Origin of the sequence: Arthrobacter sp. RAF14 (assembly GCF_052114185.1) — a bacterium.
In the GTDB taxonomy this organism is placed as follows: Bacteria; Actinomycetota; Actinomycetes; order Actinomycetales; family Micrococcaceae; genus Arthrobacter_E.
In genome coordinates this window covers 211,497-226,853 of the sequence record NZ_JBFREG010000006.1, presented here as the reverse complement: position 1 = coordinate 226,853, position 15,357 = coordinate 211,497, and the positions used below count along the sequence as shown (strand labels likewise).

14 protein-coding genes and 1 tRNA gene are annotated in these 15,357 nt (G+C 68.8%); 10 read left to right on the top strand and 5 right to left on the bottom strand.

Annotated elements, in window-relative coordinates; genetic code table 11:
• Positions 1 to 381: 381 nt before the first annotated feature.
• Together AB4Y75_RS14000 and AB4Y75_RS13995 are read left to right on the top strand one after the other, a co-directional pair.
• Positions 382 to 1,059: a FadR/GntR family transcriptional regulator gene (locus AB4Y75_RS14000; RefSeq protein ID WP_441436477.1), complete on the top strand. Its 678-nt coding sequence runs from the start codon at positions 382 to 384 to the stop codon at positions 1,057 to 1,059.
• 110 nt (positions 1,060 to 1,169) lie between these two features.
• A complete protein-coding gene (locus tag AB4Y75_RS13995) occupies positions 1,170 to 1,859 on the top strand; it encodes an FCD domain-containing protein (protein ID WP_441436476.1) in 690 nt (229 codons plus the stop codon).
• A gap of 55 nt (positions 1,860 to 1,914) precedes the next feature.
• Here the strand turns inward: AB4Y75_RS13995 and AB4Y75_RS13990 are convergent, their stop codons facing one another.
• Positions 1,915 to 2,586 (bottom strand): FadR/GntR family transcriptional regulator, encoded by a 672-nt coding sequence (locus AB4Y75_RS13990; protein ID WP_441436475.1) that lies wholly within the window; start codon positions 2,584 to 2,586, stop codon positions 1,915 to 1,917.
• A 280-nt stretch (positions 2,587 to 2,866) separates the two neighbouring features.
• Between AB4Y75_RS13990 and AB4Y75_RS13985 the strand changes: the two genes are divergently transcribed.
• Positions 2,867 to 3,838, top strand: coding sequence for an endonuclease/exonuclease/phosphatase family protein (locus AB4Y75_RS13985; RefSeq protein ID WP_441436474.1), 972 nt, complete (start codon positions 2,867 to 2,869; stop codon positions 3,836 to 3,838).
• A gap of 16 nt (positions 3,839 to 3,854) precedes the next feature.
• Here the strand turns inward: AB4Y75_RS13985 and AB4Y75_RS13980 are convergent, their stop codons facing one another.
• Both AB4Y75_RS13980 and AB4Y75_RS13975 read right to left on the bottom strand, forming a co-directional pair.
• Positions 3,855 to 4,616 carry a GNAT family N-acetyltransferase gene (locus AB4Y75_RS13980; protein ID WP_441436473.1) on the bottom strand — a complete coding sequence of 254 codons (762 nt, stop codon included), beginning with the start codon at positions 4,614 to 4,616 and terminating at the stop codon, positions 3,855 to 3,857.
• 184 nt (positions 4,617 to 4,800) lie between these two features.
• Positions 4,801 to 4,873 (bottom strand) — tRNA-Lys (locus tag AB4Y75_RS13975).
• A gap of 159 nt (positions 4,874 to 5,032) precedes the next feature.
• Between AB4Y75_RS13975 and AB4Y75_RS13970 the strand changes: the two genes are divergently transcribed.
• From AB4Y75_RS13970 to AB4Y75_RS13960, 3 genes are all read left to right on the top strand, one after another.
• On the top strand, positions 5,033 to 5,677 hold the full coding sequence (locus AB4Y75_RS13970; protein ID WP_441436472.1) for a hypothetical protein: 645 nt from the start codon (positions 5,033 to 5,035) through the stop codon (positions 5,675 to 5,677).
• Positions 5,678 to 5,894: 217 nt separating this feature from the next.
• Positions 5,895 to 6,512, top strand: a complete 618-nt coding sequence (locus AB4Y75_RS13965; RefSeq protein ID WP_441436471.1) for a DUF47 domain-containing protein — start codon at positions 5,895 to 5,897, stop codon at positions 6,510 to 6,512.
• A complete protein-coding gene (locus AB4Y75_RS13960) occupies positions 6,513 to 7,523 on the top strand; it encodes an anion permease (protein ID WP_441436470.1) in 1,011 nt (336 codons plus the stop codon).
• Positions 7,524 to 7,730: 207 nt separating this feature from the next.
• Here AB4Y75_RS13960 and AB4Y75_RS13955 read toward each other — a convergent pair whose 3' ends face one another.
• Both AB4Y75_RS13955 and AB4Y75_RS13950 read right to left on the bottom strand, forming a co-directional pair.
• On the bottom strand, positions 7,731 to 8,396 hold the full coding sequence (locus AB4Y75_RS13955) for a response regulator (RefSeq protein ID WP_441436469.1): 666 nt from the start codon (positions 8,394 to 8,396) through the stop codon (positions 7,731 to 7,733).
• Complete coding sequence (locus AB4Y75_RS13950) at positions 8,393 to 10,003, bottom strand: sensor histidine kinase (RefSeq protein ID WP_441436468.1); 1,611 nt, start codon at positions 10,001 to 10,003, stop codon at positions 8,393 to 8,395. Before AB4Y75_RS13950 ends, AB4Y75_RS13955 begins: the two co-directional genes overlap by 4 nt.
• A 250-nt stretch (positions 10,004 to 10,253) precedes the next feature.
• Here AB4Y75_RS13950 and AB4Y75_RS13945 point away from each other — a divergent pair, with 250 nt between their 5' ends.
• The 4 genes from AB4Y75_RS13945 (at position 10,254) to AB4Y75_RS13930 (ending at position 15,332) form a co-directional block, all read left to right on the top strand.
• Positions 10,254 to 11,270 (top strand): Bug family tripartite tricarboxylate transporter substrate binding protein, encoded by a 1,017-nt coding sequence (locus AB4Y75_RS13945; protein WP_441436467.1) that lies wholly within the window; start codon positions 10,254 to 10,256, stop codon positions 11,268 to 11,270.
• Between the two features lie 44 nt (positions 11,271 to 11,314).
• A complete protein-coding gene (locus AB4Y75_RS13940; protein ID WP_441436514.1) occupies positions 11,315 to 11,851 on the top strand; it encodes a tripartite tricarboxylate transporter TctB family protein in 537 nt (178 codons plus the stop codon).
• Between the two features lies 1 nt (position 11,852).
• Positions 11,853 to 13,361, top strand: coding sequence for a tripartite tricarboxylate transporter permease (locus AB4Y75_RS13935; protein ID WP_441436466.1), 1,509 nt, complete (start codon positions 11,853 to 11,855; stop codon positions 13,359 to 13,361).
• Between the two features lie 558 nt (positions 13,362 to 13,919).
• Positions 13,920 to 15,332: an MFS transporter gene (locus AB4Y75_RS13930; RefSeq protein WP_441436465.1), complete on the top strand. Its 1,413-nt coding sequence runs from the start codon at positions 13,920 to 13,922 to the stop codon at positions 15,330 to 15,332.
• Positions 15,333 to 15,357 lie beyond the last annotated feature (25 nt).

Genomic DNA, 15,357 nt, shown 5'->3' with positions numbered 1-15,357 from the left:
CCCACCCGGCGCCGCCGTGAGGTCTCATGGCGACAGGGTGCTCACTTGCCGGCACGACCTGTCGCGGACCCCTCAGCCGTTAAGATATCAGCAAATGTCGGACATTTGAAGACGATCGTCGCACCCGCTAGGAATCCCCGGCGCCGCGGACCCGGGGAACATCTCGGTGGCACCGCCGCTCAATTTCCCTGGATTCCGTCAAAGAAATGACTCGGTAATCGCCCGGGGCCGGCGATTACCGGCGCGGTCATTCCGCTCAGGAAACCGCGCGAAGGACGCTGCCCGGGGAATTCCCGTGAGCCTCGGCACCTTCCCGGGTCATACCGCCCGGATTTACGCTTCACCCAGGCATTTCCGTGCTAAATGTCCTACTCTTATGGGGTGCATCACCTACAACCCACTGTCCGCAACGTCCCGCTGTCCGTCCAGATCGGAACGCAGCTGCGCGAGCAGATCATGAATGGAACCTGGCCCGTCGGGACCAAGGTTCCCGGTGAGCATGACCTGGTCCGGACGTTCGGCACCAGCCGCAACACGGTGCGCGAAGCGCTGCGCGCCCTGGTGCACCTCGGGCTTCTGGAGTCGCGGCCCGGAGACGGCACCTACGTCCGTTCCACCAGCGAGCTCGGGGCGGTCCTCGGCCGTCGCATCACCGAGGAATCGGTGAACGAGGTGTTCGAAGTCCGCGAGGCACTGGAGGTCCAGGCTGCGAGGCTCGCCGCACTGCGGATCACGGAAAGCCAGATCGAGGAGCTCCGGCAGCTCCTCCGGGGCCGCTACGAAGGCGAGACCGCGGCCGACCGGCTGCAGGCCGACGTGCGCTTCCACCAGGGCATCGTCGCCGCGTCCGGCAACCCGTTGATCACCGAGCTGCATCACGGCCTGGAGCCCGCGGTGATTCACGATGAGAGCAATTACTCGGGACTGAACACCGAAGGATTCCTCCTGACGGAACACCAGGCGATTCTCGACGCATTGGAACGCCACGACCCGGACGGCGCGGTCGCCGCGACCCTTCAATTGCTCGACGGCGCCAATAGGCCCAGCGCGCCCAAATAGGCCCGAGCGGGATTATCCCGCACACCGGAACACGCATTGCACAGAACATCATTCAATTAAATGTCCAGCTGTCGTACAATTGCCGGGTGCGTTCCGAACACACTCCCCAGATGCCCGCATCCGTCCGCAACGACTTCGGCAGGAAGCTCGAACACTGGATCGATTCAGGGGTCTGGCCCGCAGGCGGACTGCTGCCCACCCGCGAAGAACTGACAGCGATCTTCGGCGCCTCGGAGCTCGAGCACGCCCATGAGGTGCTCGACGGCCTCCACCGCCGCGGCATCCTCACCACCAGGCCCGACGACGGGCGCATGGTGATCGGCGTCCGGGGAAGCGCTCACGACAGCTCCGCCCTCGCCGCCACGCAGGGCGGGACGGAACCGGACGAAGAGCGGTGGCAACTGGTGTCCGAGACCCGGAGGGCGCTCGTGACCCAGGCGGCGCGGCTCGCGGCCACCCGGGCGACGGACGAGAGCCTCGCGAAGCTGAGCAGCCTCCTGCCCTGCGAGACCGGCGACGACGGCGACGACGACGCAAGCCTCTCCGAGGCGGCAACCCGCGAGGACGGGTCCGGCCCGACGGAAGGTGACTTCGAACGGGAGGTGGTCGTCGCCTCCGGCAATGACCTCATGCTGCGGATCTACGACCGGCTCATGGTCGTGGAGGCCGCCACCCAGGGCGAGGAACCCCTCCCCGTGACCGCTGCCGGCCGGATCCAGTTCGCCCGGCGGGAGCTCCTGAGGGCGATCGCGGCGCATCAGCCCAAGGCCGCAGCCCTCCTGGCCGACCGCATCCCCTGAGCCGCCCGGCATCCATTGACCGAGTGCCGGACGGGCCGGCGGAGGCACGTGCTGTTCAGTCCGGAGCGCCCAGAGACAGCACCTTGGCGCGGACATGCGCCAGAAGGTGCTCGACGGCGCGGGCGCTGGCCGGCACGTCGTGAGAGGTCAGCGCTTCCAGGAGGTCCTCATGCTCGGCCTGGAGCGACTCCTCCCGGGTGACCTCCTTGATGCTGCTGAAATCGAAGACCCGGCCCTGATCGAGACCCTCATACATCTCCATCATGAGCGAGTTGCCGGTGGCCGCCACGATCAGGCGGTGGAAGCGGATGTCCTCCCGCGCCACGCTCCCGAGGTCGGAGGCCTTCCCCCGGGCCTCCAGGACCGCCCGGAGTTCCGCGAGCCGGTCCTCGGTGATCCGTCCCGCGGCAAGCCGCACCGCATAGGATTCCAGCGCCTCACGGGCCTCCATCGCGTGCAGGGTGAGTTCATCCTTGACCCGTCCGACCAGGGCGCCCGGCAGCTCGCTCGCGGCCCTGACGAAGGTCCCCTTGCCGGGCAGGGACTCCAGGAGCCCGGCATGCACCAGGCAGCGCACGGCTTCCCGGACCGCGCTGTGGGGGGCCGCCAGGACCTCCACCAGCGCGGCGTCATTGGGAATCTTCGAGCCGACCGGCCACTCCCCGGTTCTGAGCAGACGGCGCAGCTGGTCCACGGGTTCCTCGGACGTGCTGGCGGGGTCTGCCACGGGACGGTCACCTGCGTTCGGGGTCGAGAGCCTGCTGGACACTTGAGAGTTTACGCCCGGCCTCCTGGGAGCCCGGGGCTTCCCGGAGCACGGGATTCGAGCCTCCCGGACGCGGCCGGCATGCCGCGGAACGCCCCCGTTCACCTCCTCCCGACCAGGAGGCCGCCCAGCCTGCTCCCGGATTCGGCTGGTAAAGGTTGAACGCTCCGCGAACCCGGTTCCACCGTGGGTGCCGCGAGCCCTTGACCCGACTCCGTCCCCGACCCCAGGAACATCCCGCGTGAATCCCCCAGCCCCGACCACCGCCCCCTCTCCCGGAACCGGGCGCCGATCCCCACGGCTCCGACCGCGGGACATCGTGCTGTTCGGCTGCGCGGCCGTGGTCACGGCAGCGGTGTTCCTGCACCTGGTGCTCACCGGCCCCGCCGGCACGTTCTTCGCGATCATCCTGCCGTGGCTGTGGATTCCCGCCGTGCTGTGCCTGACACTCCTGCCGTGGGTGAGGCGCCGCGGCCGGCTGCTGCTGCTGATTCCGCTGGTGGCCTGGGGACTGGTGGCCGCTCCCGCCCTGATCCCCCTTCAGGCGCAGGGCGCGAACACGGGCGGAAGGATCACGGTGGCGAGCCAGAACGTGCACGCCGGCAGCGGGACGGACTCGGTCGCGCGGGCGGCGAGCGCTCTCGCCGAGCGGGGCTCCGACGTCGTCGTCCTGGTGGAACTCGACGACGCCGGACGGCGCGCCGCGCGCGAAACCCTGGCGGAGAGCCATCCCCATTCCTACACCGTGGGCACGGTGGGGATCTGGAGCCGGTACCCGCTGACCAATACGCGGGCCCTGGGGCTCGGGCTGGGCTGGAAGAGGGCGCTGGCCGCGGATGTGGAGACCCCCGCGGGAACCCTGACCCTGTATGCCGTGCACGCGGCGTCGGTCCGGGTCGGCGAGCAGGACGCCCGGGATGAGATGCTCCGGGATCTCTCCCAGGTCATCACGGAGGACGCGGCACCCCATGCGGTGGCGGTGGGGGACTTCAACGCGGTCGCCCAGGACCCCGCCCTGGCCGGGATCCGCTCGACCCTGTCGGAGCCGGCGCAGAGCACGCCGTCGTTCGGCTTCAGCTGGCCCGCGGGATTCCCCCTGGCGCGCATCGACCACGTCTTCCAGCGGGGGATGTCGCCTCAGAAGAACACGATGCTGCGGACCGGCGACAGCGATCATCTGGGACTGGTGGCCACCTTCGCCTTCCCGCAGTAGTCCCCGACCGTGAGGGTCAGTGTTCGCGGGGCACCGCTCGGACCGGGTGCAAGGGGCCGTCCGCCGAGCCGGCCCGGCCCGCGGCCGGGATCTCCCATCCGAGCTCGCCGGGATTCCGGAGATCCAGATAGAAGAAGCGTCGCCCCGGGCCACTGGCCAGATACGAACGGGTGGCGTAGACGGACGTGAAATCCAGGAACGCGTCCGGCGCGGCCACCCGGAACCCGGACCGGCGCAGGAACTCCGGGATCCACGGGTCCGCGTCGACCGCGAGCACCCCGTGGATGAGAGGGGCTCCGGACAGGCGGTAGTGCCAGACCAGCGCGTCGAAAAGCGCTTTGCCGACACCCCGGCGCCGATACCCGGGGGCCACCGCGAGCGCCACCAGCCTCGGGGTGTCCGCCAGGCCCCGGAGCGCGATTTCCTCCCTCCGCGCAGGACTCCCGGCCACCGCGTCCTCGATCGAGGTCAGGCTTGGCGCGACCACTCCGCCGCCCACCACCCGGCCATCCCGGTCCACCGCCACGAAGACCGTGGTGGCGAGAATGAGCGCCGCCCCGGACCACACTTCCCCTGCGCCCTTGAGAACGGCCTTGCGGAACGCCTTCATCCCGAGCGCCCTGCGGGGGACGGCGTCCCCCAGGCGGGGATCCCCGACGCCGAGGGCCACCAGGAAGCCCTCGTCGAGGCCCATCTCCGCCATGACAACTGCGAGCCCCTGCCGATCACCGGGGCCGGCCTCGCGGATGGTGACCGCATTCCTGCCCGCTGGATTCATCCCCGCTCCCTCCGAGTCCCCACCGCGCACCGTACGCACGCGCGTCTCACAGCATCATATGTCCGACATTTGAGAATGCAGAAGACGGTGAATTCAGAAGTGGAAAGGCGTCCGGAAGTACCGCGGCGGCATGTGACTTAACTGCGACGGCCCCGGAATCTCACGATTCCGGGGCCGTTCCCGGTGGGCCCTGAGGGGATCGAACCCTCGACCTATGGATTAAAAGTCCACTGCTCTACCAACTGAGCTAAAGGCCCAACCGTCCCTAGGGACGTCACTACTCTACCGTAGGCCGGCAAGCAGTTCCGGCAGCCCTTCCGGCGCCCCGGTTCCCCTTCCGCGGCGGGGCGCCGGCCGCCGTCGGGCGCCCTCGCGCCACTCTGGCATGGCACCCGGACCAGGCGTAGCGTAAGGGCATGAGCGAGAACCCGGGAGCAGCCCCACGGCACCACAAGCCAAAGCCCTTCGCACCCCTCGACTTCGAACCGTTCGCGGGAGGCGCCGACCCCGCGCGCGTCTCGGAGGCGGCACACCTCGCGGCGCACGCCCTGGTGAAGCACGGCCGCGCCACGGACGACCCGGACGTGACCAAACGCCTGGTCAAGCTCGCCGACCGGCAAGGCATCGAGGTGATCGCCGAACTCTGGGCCGAAAGCCCCGCGCACTCGCTCCCGGGCGCACTCTGGAGGCTCTACGCCCTCCGCGCCGCCGTCGTGAAAGACCCCGACCGGATGGCCCTCTACTTCAATGCCGGCAAGGAAGGCGCGCAGGTGTCCCATGTGGTGGCCGGCGCCGCCGAGCCCCCGGGCGCGGACGAGATCCGGCACATGTCCGACGCGATCCTCTCCGGAGCGTTCGACGGCGAATTCGACGTCGCGCTCGAACGCTTCGCCGCGTTCTGCCGAGTGATCGCCCTGGGACAGGCGCGCCTTGCCGACGCCGCCGAACTGGCCAACGAAGCGAACGCCACCCGGCTGACCCGCGACTCGCACCGACTGGTCCGCACGGCCGACGACCTCGAATTCGCCGCGGCGGCATGGCGTAACGGCCACCTGGACTGACGGCGCACTGAATCACTCATTCCGGCGGCTGTCAATGTTGACTAGGAGCCTCGGAAGTAGAAAACTGAACTTGGTGTCGGGCCGCGAAACCCCCGGGCTTCAACAATTCGCCGCTTCGAGCGGCCTACCGCCGAGAGGCGTATCCGGTCCGGCACCATTTCACACGCTGGCGTCCGCGCCTCAAGATCTTTACGCCAGCCAAGGACACCGGTAAGACGTGAAACTCAGCCTCTTCCCGCAGGAGACTGCGGGACTCAAGCTCCTCACCCAGCTGGCCCGCCAACTGGTGCTCGGCACCGGCACGCTGTCCGAACTTCTGGGAGCCCCCGCCGCGGATTTCGACCGCCTGGTGGAGGAGATGCACCAGCACGAGGGCGAGTCCATGAATCTGCATTACGCGCTCCTGACGCACATGCGCACCAGTTTCATCAACACCCTGCCGCGCGAAGACATGTTCAACCTGTCCCGGTACCTCAACGACGCCATGGAGAAGCTGGACGGAGCAGCCGAGCTGATCGGCCTCTACAAACTCGAACGTCTTCCCACCCGGGCGGCGGACCAGTTGGAGATCATCACCCGGCAGGCCGAGCTCACCGTGGACGCGATGCGCCGGCTGGACGATCTGGACGAACTCGAGGACTACTGGATCGAGGTGCTCCGGCTGGCCAAGCGGGCCGAGCGCAGCCACCGCGTCTGGGTGGCCGACATGCTCCGCGACATGAAGTTCGCCCAGTACACCCGCCACCGGGACGTGGCCAATCAGCTGGTGGAAGTCACCAAGGACATGCGCCGCGTCGCCACGTGCGTCGGGGCGATCATCGTCAAGGAATCATGAGTGGTCCCCTTCTTCCTGGTCCTCACGGTCCTGCTGACGGTCACCTTCACCTTTCTCAACGGCTTCCGTGACGTCTCCTCGGCCATCGCCTTCGCGGTCCGCTCGCGGGCGCTGACCGCGAGCGTCGCGGTGGTGCTGGCCGCCTTCTTCAATCTTCTCGGCGTGGTCCTGGCGTTTCCGTTGGCCGTCGCGATCGGCTCCAACTGGCTGCGCCTCCCGGACGGGATGAACGGCCTGAGCCTGCTGGTCTCCGGGCTCACCGCAGGCATCATCTGGAACATCTTCACGTGGTGGAAGGGGATCCCGTCCTCCTCCACACACGCCCTGCTGAGCGGGCTGTTCGGCGCCGGCACGGCGGCCATCCTGAAGGGTGGATCGGAGATCCCGGAAGCGACCGCCACACTGTGGAACTCCGTGGCGCTCCCCCTGCTCCTCTCCCCCGCGCTGGCCTTCGTCCTGTCCTATGTCCTGGTGTGGCCCACCACCTGGGTGGCCCGGAACCAGCCACCGAATGTGGTGAACCGGCGGCTGCGCCGGGCCCAGGCCATCACGGCCGGGGCCGTGGCTTTCGGGCACGGCTTGCAGGACGGACAGCGCACCTTCCTGGTCCTGCTGATGGCGTTCTTCGTGTCCGGCTACGACGACGGTCAGTCCCTCTCCTTCATGATGGTGACGCTCGTGGCCGCGGCCATGACCGCCGGAACGCTGTTCGGAGGCTGGCGGATCTCCTACACCCTGGGCCACCGTATGATCCGGGTCGACCCGCTCCGGGGATTCGTCACCCAGGCCGTGGGCTTCGCGCTCCAGTTCGCCGGCGCGATCGCTCTCAGCTGGCCGATCTCCACCACGCACACCATGGCGGCGGGCATGTGGGGCGCGGGGATGAACCAGCGTTTCTCCCAGGCCAACCGGCCCCTCATCCTGAAGATCCTCGGCTACTGGGTGATCACCCCGGTGGCCACGGCCGCCATGGCCTTCGTGCTCCAGATGGCACTATCCGCCCTGAGCTGACCTCCCCCTTCGCCGAAACAGTGGTTTTCCGCTGAAACAGCGTGTTCAGCTCACTGTTTCAGCGGAAAACCACTGTTTCGGCGGTGAGGTCGACGGGCGAGGAACCGGACGGCGGCGAGACAGCGGAACCGGGCGGCGGGGACGGCCGCGAGCAGTCCGTTCAGCGCGGCGCCCCGCCGGAACAGCAGGAACGACGGCCCGCCGCCGTCACTTCCAGACGTAACGCCGTTCCGGCCGGCCGACTCCGCCGTACCGCAGGCGCACCAGCGCGTGGCCCTCCTCGGCGAGGTACTCCAGGTACCGGCGAGCGCTCACCCGGGATGTGCCCAGGACCGCGGCGGCCTCGGTGGCGGAGACGTCGCCGTCGTGATCCTTCAGCAATGCCTCCACCATCCGGAGGGTCTCCACACTGCACCCTTTCGGCAGGGGCCGCTCGCGATGCGCCACCCCGAAGACCCGGTCCACGTCGGCCTGGTCCGCCACACTGCCGGACTCCGCGAGGGGCCGGTAGCTCTGCTGATAGTGGACCAGGCGCTCGGCCAGGTCCTGAGCCGTGAACGGCTTCATGAGGTAATGCACGATCCCGCCGCGCAGCGCCTTGCGGACCGTGTCCATCTCTCGGGCGGCGCTGATCACCAGCACGTCCAGCTCCGGCTGGAGCACCCGCATCTCCTGCAGCAGTTCCAGGCCGCTCATATCCGGCAGATGGATGTCCAGCAGCACCAGCTCGGGCCGCGTCCGCTCGACCTCCGCGAGCGCCTGCGCCGCGGTGTGGGCCACGCCCACGACGCCGAACCCTGGCACCTGACGGACGAACCCCGCATGGACCTTGGCCACCATGAAGTCGTCATCGACGATCAGGACCTTGATCATGCCGTCGTCCTCTCCCTCTCCGGCGGGTGCTCCCCCGCCTCCACGGCCCGGCCGAGCGTCGCCGTGAACACCGCGCCGCCGTCGTTGAGGACCTCAACGTCCCCGCCGCGCCGTCGGCACACCAGCTGCGTGATGGCCAGGCCGAAGCCGTGCCCGCCCTCGCCCTGGGTGTCCTTGGTGGTGTACCCCTGCCGGAACACCTCGTGGATCCTGTCCCCGGCCACACCCGGTCCAGTATCGCGCACCCGCACGCCCACCCGGGCGCCGTCGTCGCTGAGCAGGAGGGTGACCCGCGCGTCGGGGTGACCGGTGACCGCGTCCAGCGCGTTGTCCACCAGATTCCCGACGACGGTGCACAGGTCACGCGACAGCCCTTCGCCCACGCGGCCCAGCCGGGAGTCCGGGTCGAGGTCCAGGGGCACGGCCCGCTCGGCCGCGAGGCTGGCTTTCGCGATGACCAGCGCGGCGACCGCGGGGTCCTGAAGACGTTCGGTGACCTCGTCATACAGCCGCGTCCTGCTCAGCCGGACGCCGTCCACGAAGCGGAGCACGTCGTCGTACTCCTGAAGCTGGATGAGGCCGGAGATGGTGTGCAGCTGATTGGCGAACTCGTGGGTCTGCGCACGCAGGGTGTCCGTCGCACTGCGGGTGGCGCCCAGCTCCCGCTCCAGCGCCGCGAGCTCGGTCCGGTCCCGCAGGGTGGTGACGGACCCGATCTCCCGGCCGCGATTCACCACCGGGCGGCGGTTCAGGCTCACGAGTCGTTCGCCCGCCAGGACGATCCGGTCCTCCACGGCGTCCTCTCCGGCCAGGACCTCCCGCAGACCGGGGTCCACCCCCAGCTCCTCCAGACTGTGGCCCTCCGCGGAGCGGGGCAGGCCCAGCATGGCGCGGGCGCTCTCATTGAGCACGGTGATCCGCTGGCGCTGGTCCAGCGCCAGGACGCCCTCCTTCACACCGTGCAGGATCGCCTCGCGGTGTTCCACGAGGCCCACGATCTCTTCGGGTTCCAGTCCCAGGGTCTGCTTCTTGACCCTGCGGGAGAGCAGGAACGAACCGGCCGCGCCCAGGGCCAGGGAGACACCCAGGTAGGTGACCAGGTCCGGCAGAGCATCGCCCAGCCGGTCCAGCACCGACGGGTACTCCCGGCCCACGGCCACGAACCCCACGAGCCCACCGCCGTCGCTCAGGACGGGCACATGCGCCACGAGGGCCCGGTGCCCGGAGACGTCGGCCGCACCCGTCCAGGCCCGGCCCTCGAGAACATGGCTCTCCCCCAGATCGAGCCGAGTCCCCAGCAGCGAAGGGTCCGGGGTGGTGAGGATGACGCGGTCCGGACGCACGAGCAGGACGAAACTGGAACCGGAGACGGTCCGGGCGGACTCCGCCACGGCCGGCAAGGCGGCGCCGTGACCGGGCTGGGCGGAGGGAAGCAAGGACCGCACCGCAGGCATCGCCGCCACGGACTCGGCCGCGGACAGCGCCCGACGGCCCTCGACCCGTTCGAAGGTGTCCTCCGACTGCGCCAGGGAGACCGCGATCACGCCCACCAGAACGGCCAGGACGATCAGGAGCTGCAGGACCAGATACTGGGCGGCGAGGGACATCCTGGCCCTCCGAGGCCACCAACGAGTCATGGGGCACTCACCGGACGGGTCCTTGTCCTTTCTCCTCGGGGACGGACGTCCCCGCGTCCATCATGACAGCCCTCAGGGGCATGTGACTGAGAACACAATGAACACAACGATCTTTGAGAACTCAAGGGTGACCCGGATCACATCCCGGCATAGCGTGAGGGTCGTTCCCGCTGGAGCGAACGATCATGACAGAGCCGTCATGCGAACAAAGGAAACACGAATGCGATCACTCAAAGCCGTCCGCCTGGCCGCCGCCGCGCTGGGTCTGGTCCTGGCCGCCACGGGCTGTGGCGTGACCGGGTCCGGCGGATCCGCACCGCAGAGCTCGGCCGCCGGCAGCGCCGCCGAACCCCTCAAGGGCCTGCGCATCATGGTCCCGAACACCGCCGGCGGCGGCTACGACACCACCGCCCGCACCGCGGCGAAGGTCATGGGCGAGACCAAGACCGCCAGCAACGTGGAGGTCTTCAACCTGGCCGGCGCCGGCGGCACCGTGGGCCTGGCCCGCCTGGTCAACGAGAAGGGCAACAAGGATCTCACCATGCTCATGGGCCTGGGCGTGGTGGGCGCCAGCTACACCAACAAGTCCCCGGCCAAGCTCACCGAGACCGTGCCGCTCGCCCGCCTGATCCAGGAGCCCGGCGCCATCATGGTTCCCAAGAGCTCCCCGTACAAGACCATCAAGGACCTGGTGGACGCCTGGAAGGCCGACCCCTCCAAGCTCGCCGTCGGCGGCGGGTCCAACCCCGGCGGCCCGGACCATCTCCTGCCGATGCAGCTGGCACAGGCCGTGGGCATCGAGCCGAAGAAGGTCAACTTCGTCTCCTTCGACGGCGGTGGCGACCTCCTGCCCGCCATCCTCGGCAACAAGCTCGGCTTCGCGGCCTCCGGAGCGGGCGAGTACCTCGACCAGATCAAGTCCGGCGAGATCCGCGTCCTGGCCGTCAGCGGCGCCCAGCGGCTGGACGGCGTGGACGCTCCCACGTTCAAGGAATCCGGCATCGACCTGGAGTTCACCAACTGGCGCGGCATCGTGGCCCCTCCGGGGATCTCCGACGCGGACCGCGACCGGGTGATCGCCGCCCTGACGAAGATGCACGGCACGGACGAATGGAAGGCCGCCCTCAAAACCCACGGCTGGACCGACGCGTTCATCACCGGCGACGAGTTCGGCACCTTCCTGAAGGATCAGGACCAGCGGGTGGCCGACGTCCTGAAGAAGCTGGGGCTGGCGTGAGCCATTCCGCCGCAGACGCCGGGGGTCACGCAGACCCCGGGGGCATCGGCGCCGGGCACGACGACGGCGGCGACCACACCGCCGTCGCCGCCCCCGGCCGCCGCAGCCGCGCCGAGCTGGGCATCGCAGCCCTGCTCGGCGCGGTCGGCGCCGTGGTGCTCTGGGACGCCTCACGCATCACGGTGCCCTACTCCGTCTCCGACGTGGTGGGACCGAAGACCATGCCGGTGATCATCGGATCGCTGCTCGTGGTCAGCGCCGTGCTCCTGGCCGTCAACGTGCTGCGGGGCGGTCACGGCGAGGCGGAGGAGGGCGAGGACGTGGACCTCAGCCACCCCACCGACTGGAAGACGGTGCTGCCGCTGATCGGCTTCTTCGTCCTGAACATCGTGCTGATCGGCCCGCTCGGCTGGGTGGTCTCCGGAACCATCATGTTCTGGGGCAGCGTCTGGTCCCTGGGCAGCCGTCACTACGTGCGGGACGGCCTCGTCTCCGTGGTCCTGGCGGTCGGCACCTTCTACGGCTTCTACCTCGGCCTGGGGATCCATCTCCCGGCCGGAATCCTGGCGGGAATTCTCTGACATGGACATCCTCAACAACCTCATGCACGGCTTCGCCACCGCCGCGACGCCCACCAATCTGCTCTTCGCCTGCATCGGCGTCCTCCTGGGCACCGCCGTGGGCGTCCTTCCGGGCATCGGTCCGGCCATGGCGCTGGCACTCCTGCTGCCGGTGACCGCGAACCTGGAACCGACCGGCGCGCTCATCATGTTCGCCGGCATCTACTACGGCGGCATGTACGGCGGGTCCACCACGTCCATCCTGCTGAACACCCCGGGTGAATCGTCCACGGTCATCACGGCCATCGAAGGCCACAAGATGGCGAAGGCGGGACGCGCGGCACAGGCGCTCGCGACGGCGGCCATCGGCTCCTTCGTGGCCGGCACCATCGGCACGGCGCTCCTCGCGGCGTTCGCGCCCGCCGTCGTGCAGTTCGCCGTGAGCCTGGGCCCCTCCAGCTACCTGGCGATCATGATCCTGGGGCTCCTGACCGTCACGGCGGTTCTGGGTTCCTCCAAGATCCGCGGTTTCGCCTCCCTGGGGCTGGGCCTTGCGATCGGGCTGATCGGGCTGGACCCGGTCAGTGGCCAGCAGCGGCTCGTGTTCGGCATCCCACTCCTGACGGACGGCCTGGACATCGTGGTGGTGGCGGTCGCCATCTTCGCGGTGGGGGAGGCCCTCTGGATCGCCGCACACCTGCGGCGGAAGCGGATGGACACCATCCCGGTGGGTCAGCCGTGGATGGGCAAGGAGGACTGGAAGCGGTCCTGGAAGCCGTGGCTGCGCGGCACCGCCCTGGGCTTCCCTTTCGGGGCCATGCCCGCCGGCGGCGCGGAGATCCCGACCTTCCTGTCCTACGTGACGGAGAAGAAGCTCTCGAAGCATCCGGAGGAGTTCGGGCACGGCGCCATCGAGGGCGTGGCAGGACCTGAGGCGGCCAACAACGCGTCCGCGGCCGGCACCCTGACCCCGGCCCTGGCGCTCGGCCTTCCGACCAACGCGACGGCGGCCATCATGCTGGCGGCCCTGACCCAGTTCAACATCCAGCCCGGACCTCTGCTGTTCCAGAAGGAGCCGGACCTGGTCTGGGGTCTGATCGCGAGCCTCTTCATCGGCAACACGCTGCTGCTGGTGATCAACCTCCCGATGGCCCCCCTGTGGGCGAAGCTGCTCCAGATCCCCCGCCCGTACCTGTACGCCGGGATCCTGTTCTTCGCCTCACTCGGGGCCTATGCGGTGAATCTGCAGGCCTTCGACCTGGTGATCCTCCTGGTGCTGGGTGCGCTCGGCTTCGCCATGAGGCGCTTCGGCCTCCCGGTGCTTCCCCTGGTCATCGGCCTGATCCTCGGCCCACGCATCGAGGGACAGCTGCGCAAGGCTCTCCAGCTGAGCAGCGGCGACCCCTCGGGCCTGTTCAATGAGCCGGTCGGCGTGACGGTGTACGTGATCATCGCGCTGATCGCCGTGGCGCCGCTGCTCCTCGCGGTGTGGAAGCGGACGCGGACCCCGAAGGCGGACGCACTGGTCTGAGCGCCGGTGGGGCGGGGCGGGTGACAGCCGGCGCCCACCCCGCCCGCGTGGGGCCCGCGGCACCCGCGGTGCCCACTCCGCCCGCGTGGGCCCGGGGCGCCCGCGGTGCCTGCTCGGCGCTGAAACAGTGAGTTTCCGCTGAAACAGTGTGCTTAATCCACTGTTTCAGCGGAAACTCACTGTTTCAGCGTTTAAGGACCGGGGCCGGAAACCCGTCAGAAAGGGGGCCGTCATACTCTTGACCCGGTCGGACCGCCCCCCTACAGTTCTGATATATGAGTCATATGTCACAGTCTCGCCAGCGTCGATCCGGGAATTGATCTCCAGGGTCGTCGTGCGCGAACCGGAGAGCGAAACCCTGCCGTATCCAGCCCGGCGGACGGTGATCCATGACGACGCCGACGTCACCTCGCGCGTCCAGCACGGCATCCCGGCGGGCAACGGGCCACCACGGCTCGTCCACCGGGAGCCCTGGACCGCAGGTCACCCGCGCGTCTCGGACACGGCGCTCTGGCGCCGTCAGCGGTCTCCGCTGAAGCCAGAAGGGAACAGATCTCCATGACCCAACCGACAGGGACGACGGCCTCCGTCTATCCCAACACTTCGAAACAGACCAGTTCACAGTTCAAGCGCCGGTTCATGGTGCGACTCGTCGGCGTCTTCATCGGCGGGATGTTCCTGGACGGCTACATCCTCGGGATCATCGGCCCCGTCACGGGACTCATGCGGGCGGACCTCCACCTGGACGAGCTGTCCCTCGGGCTGATCGCGGCCGGACCGCTGGCTGGCATCTTCGTCGGGTCCCCCCTGGCCGGCTGGGCCGCGGACAAGTTCGGACGCAAGCCCATGTTCCTCGTGGACATGGGCTTGTTCCTGCTCGCCTCCGCGGCTCAGTTCTTCGTGACCTCCGGGGACGGTGCCGTGATCCAGCTGGCCCTCATCCGCTTCTTCATGGGTGTCGCGATCGGCGGGGAGTACTCCATCGGCGGGCCACTGCTCTCCGAGTTCTCCCCTCCCAAGCTCCGCGGCCGGCTGCTCGGACTGACGCTGATCGCCTGGTACATCGGCTTCATGATGGCGTTCATCATCGGAACGGCCCTGCACGACGCCGGCACCCCGTGGCGCCTCGTCATCGGCACCAGCACGGTGCTCGCGCTCGTGCTGTTCGTCGCCCGGATCGGCCTTCCCGAATCCCCGAGCTGGCTCATCACGAAGGGCCGGCGCGACGAGGCACTCGCCATCGCCCGTAAGTACGTCGAATCGCCCCAGATGCACCACAGCATCACCGAGGAGATCGACCTGCGGGCCATTCAGGAGGCCCAGGCAGCACGGGACAAGACGACGATCAAGAACGCCTCGTTCAAAATGCTGTTCTCCCGGCAGTACTGGAAGACGACGCTGTTCACGTCCGGCTTCTGGTTCTGCGCGGTCACCCCGTACTTCGCGATCGCCACCTTCGCCGACGACGTCCTCCACCAGTTCGGCTTCGGCGGCGGCTGGGCGGGTGGTGTGGGGCTCTCGGCGCTGGCGGCCGCGGGCGTCGTCACCACGGTGCTGCTGATCGACCGGCTCGGACGCCGGATCCTCACCGTGCCCGGCCAGTGGCTCTGCGCGGGCATCCTGCTCGTCATCGGCGTCTGGGCGGACGCTCCGGCGATCCTGGTGCTCGTCCTCTTCCTGGCCTTCTCCTTCTTCAACGCCGGCTACACCACGATGACCCAGGTCTACCCGGCCGAAGTGTTCCCCGGCCACCTGCGCGGCATCGGCATGGGATTCGCGGCATCGTTCAGCCGCATTGGCGCCGCCCTCGGCACCTTCGCCCTCCCCTGGGCGATCACCAACATCGGCATGGGGCCCAGCATGGTCGTGGCCGCCGTCGTCGCGTTCCTGGGAGCGGTCCTCTCGCAGTGGCTCGCCCCGGAGACGAAGGGCCGCTCGCTCGCCGAGATCTCCGCGGACTTCACGCACTGACCCGACCCGGCCGCACCCCTGGAAA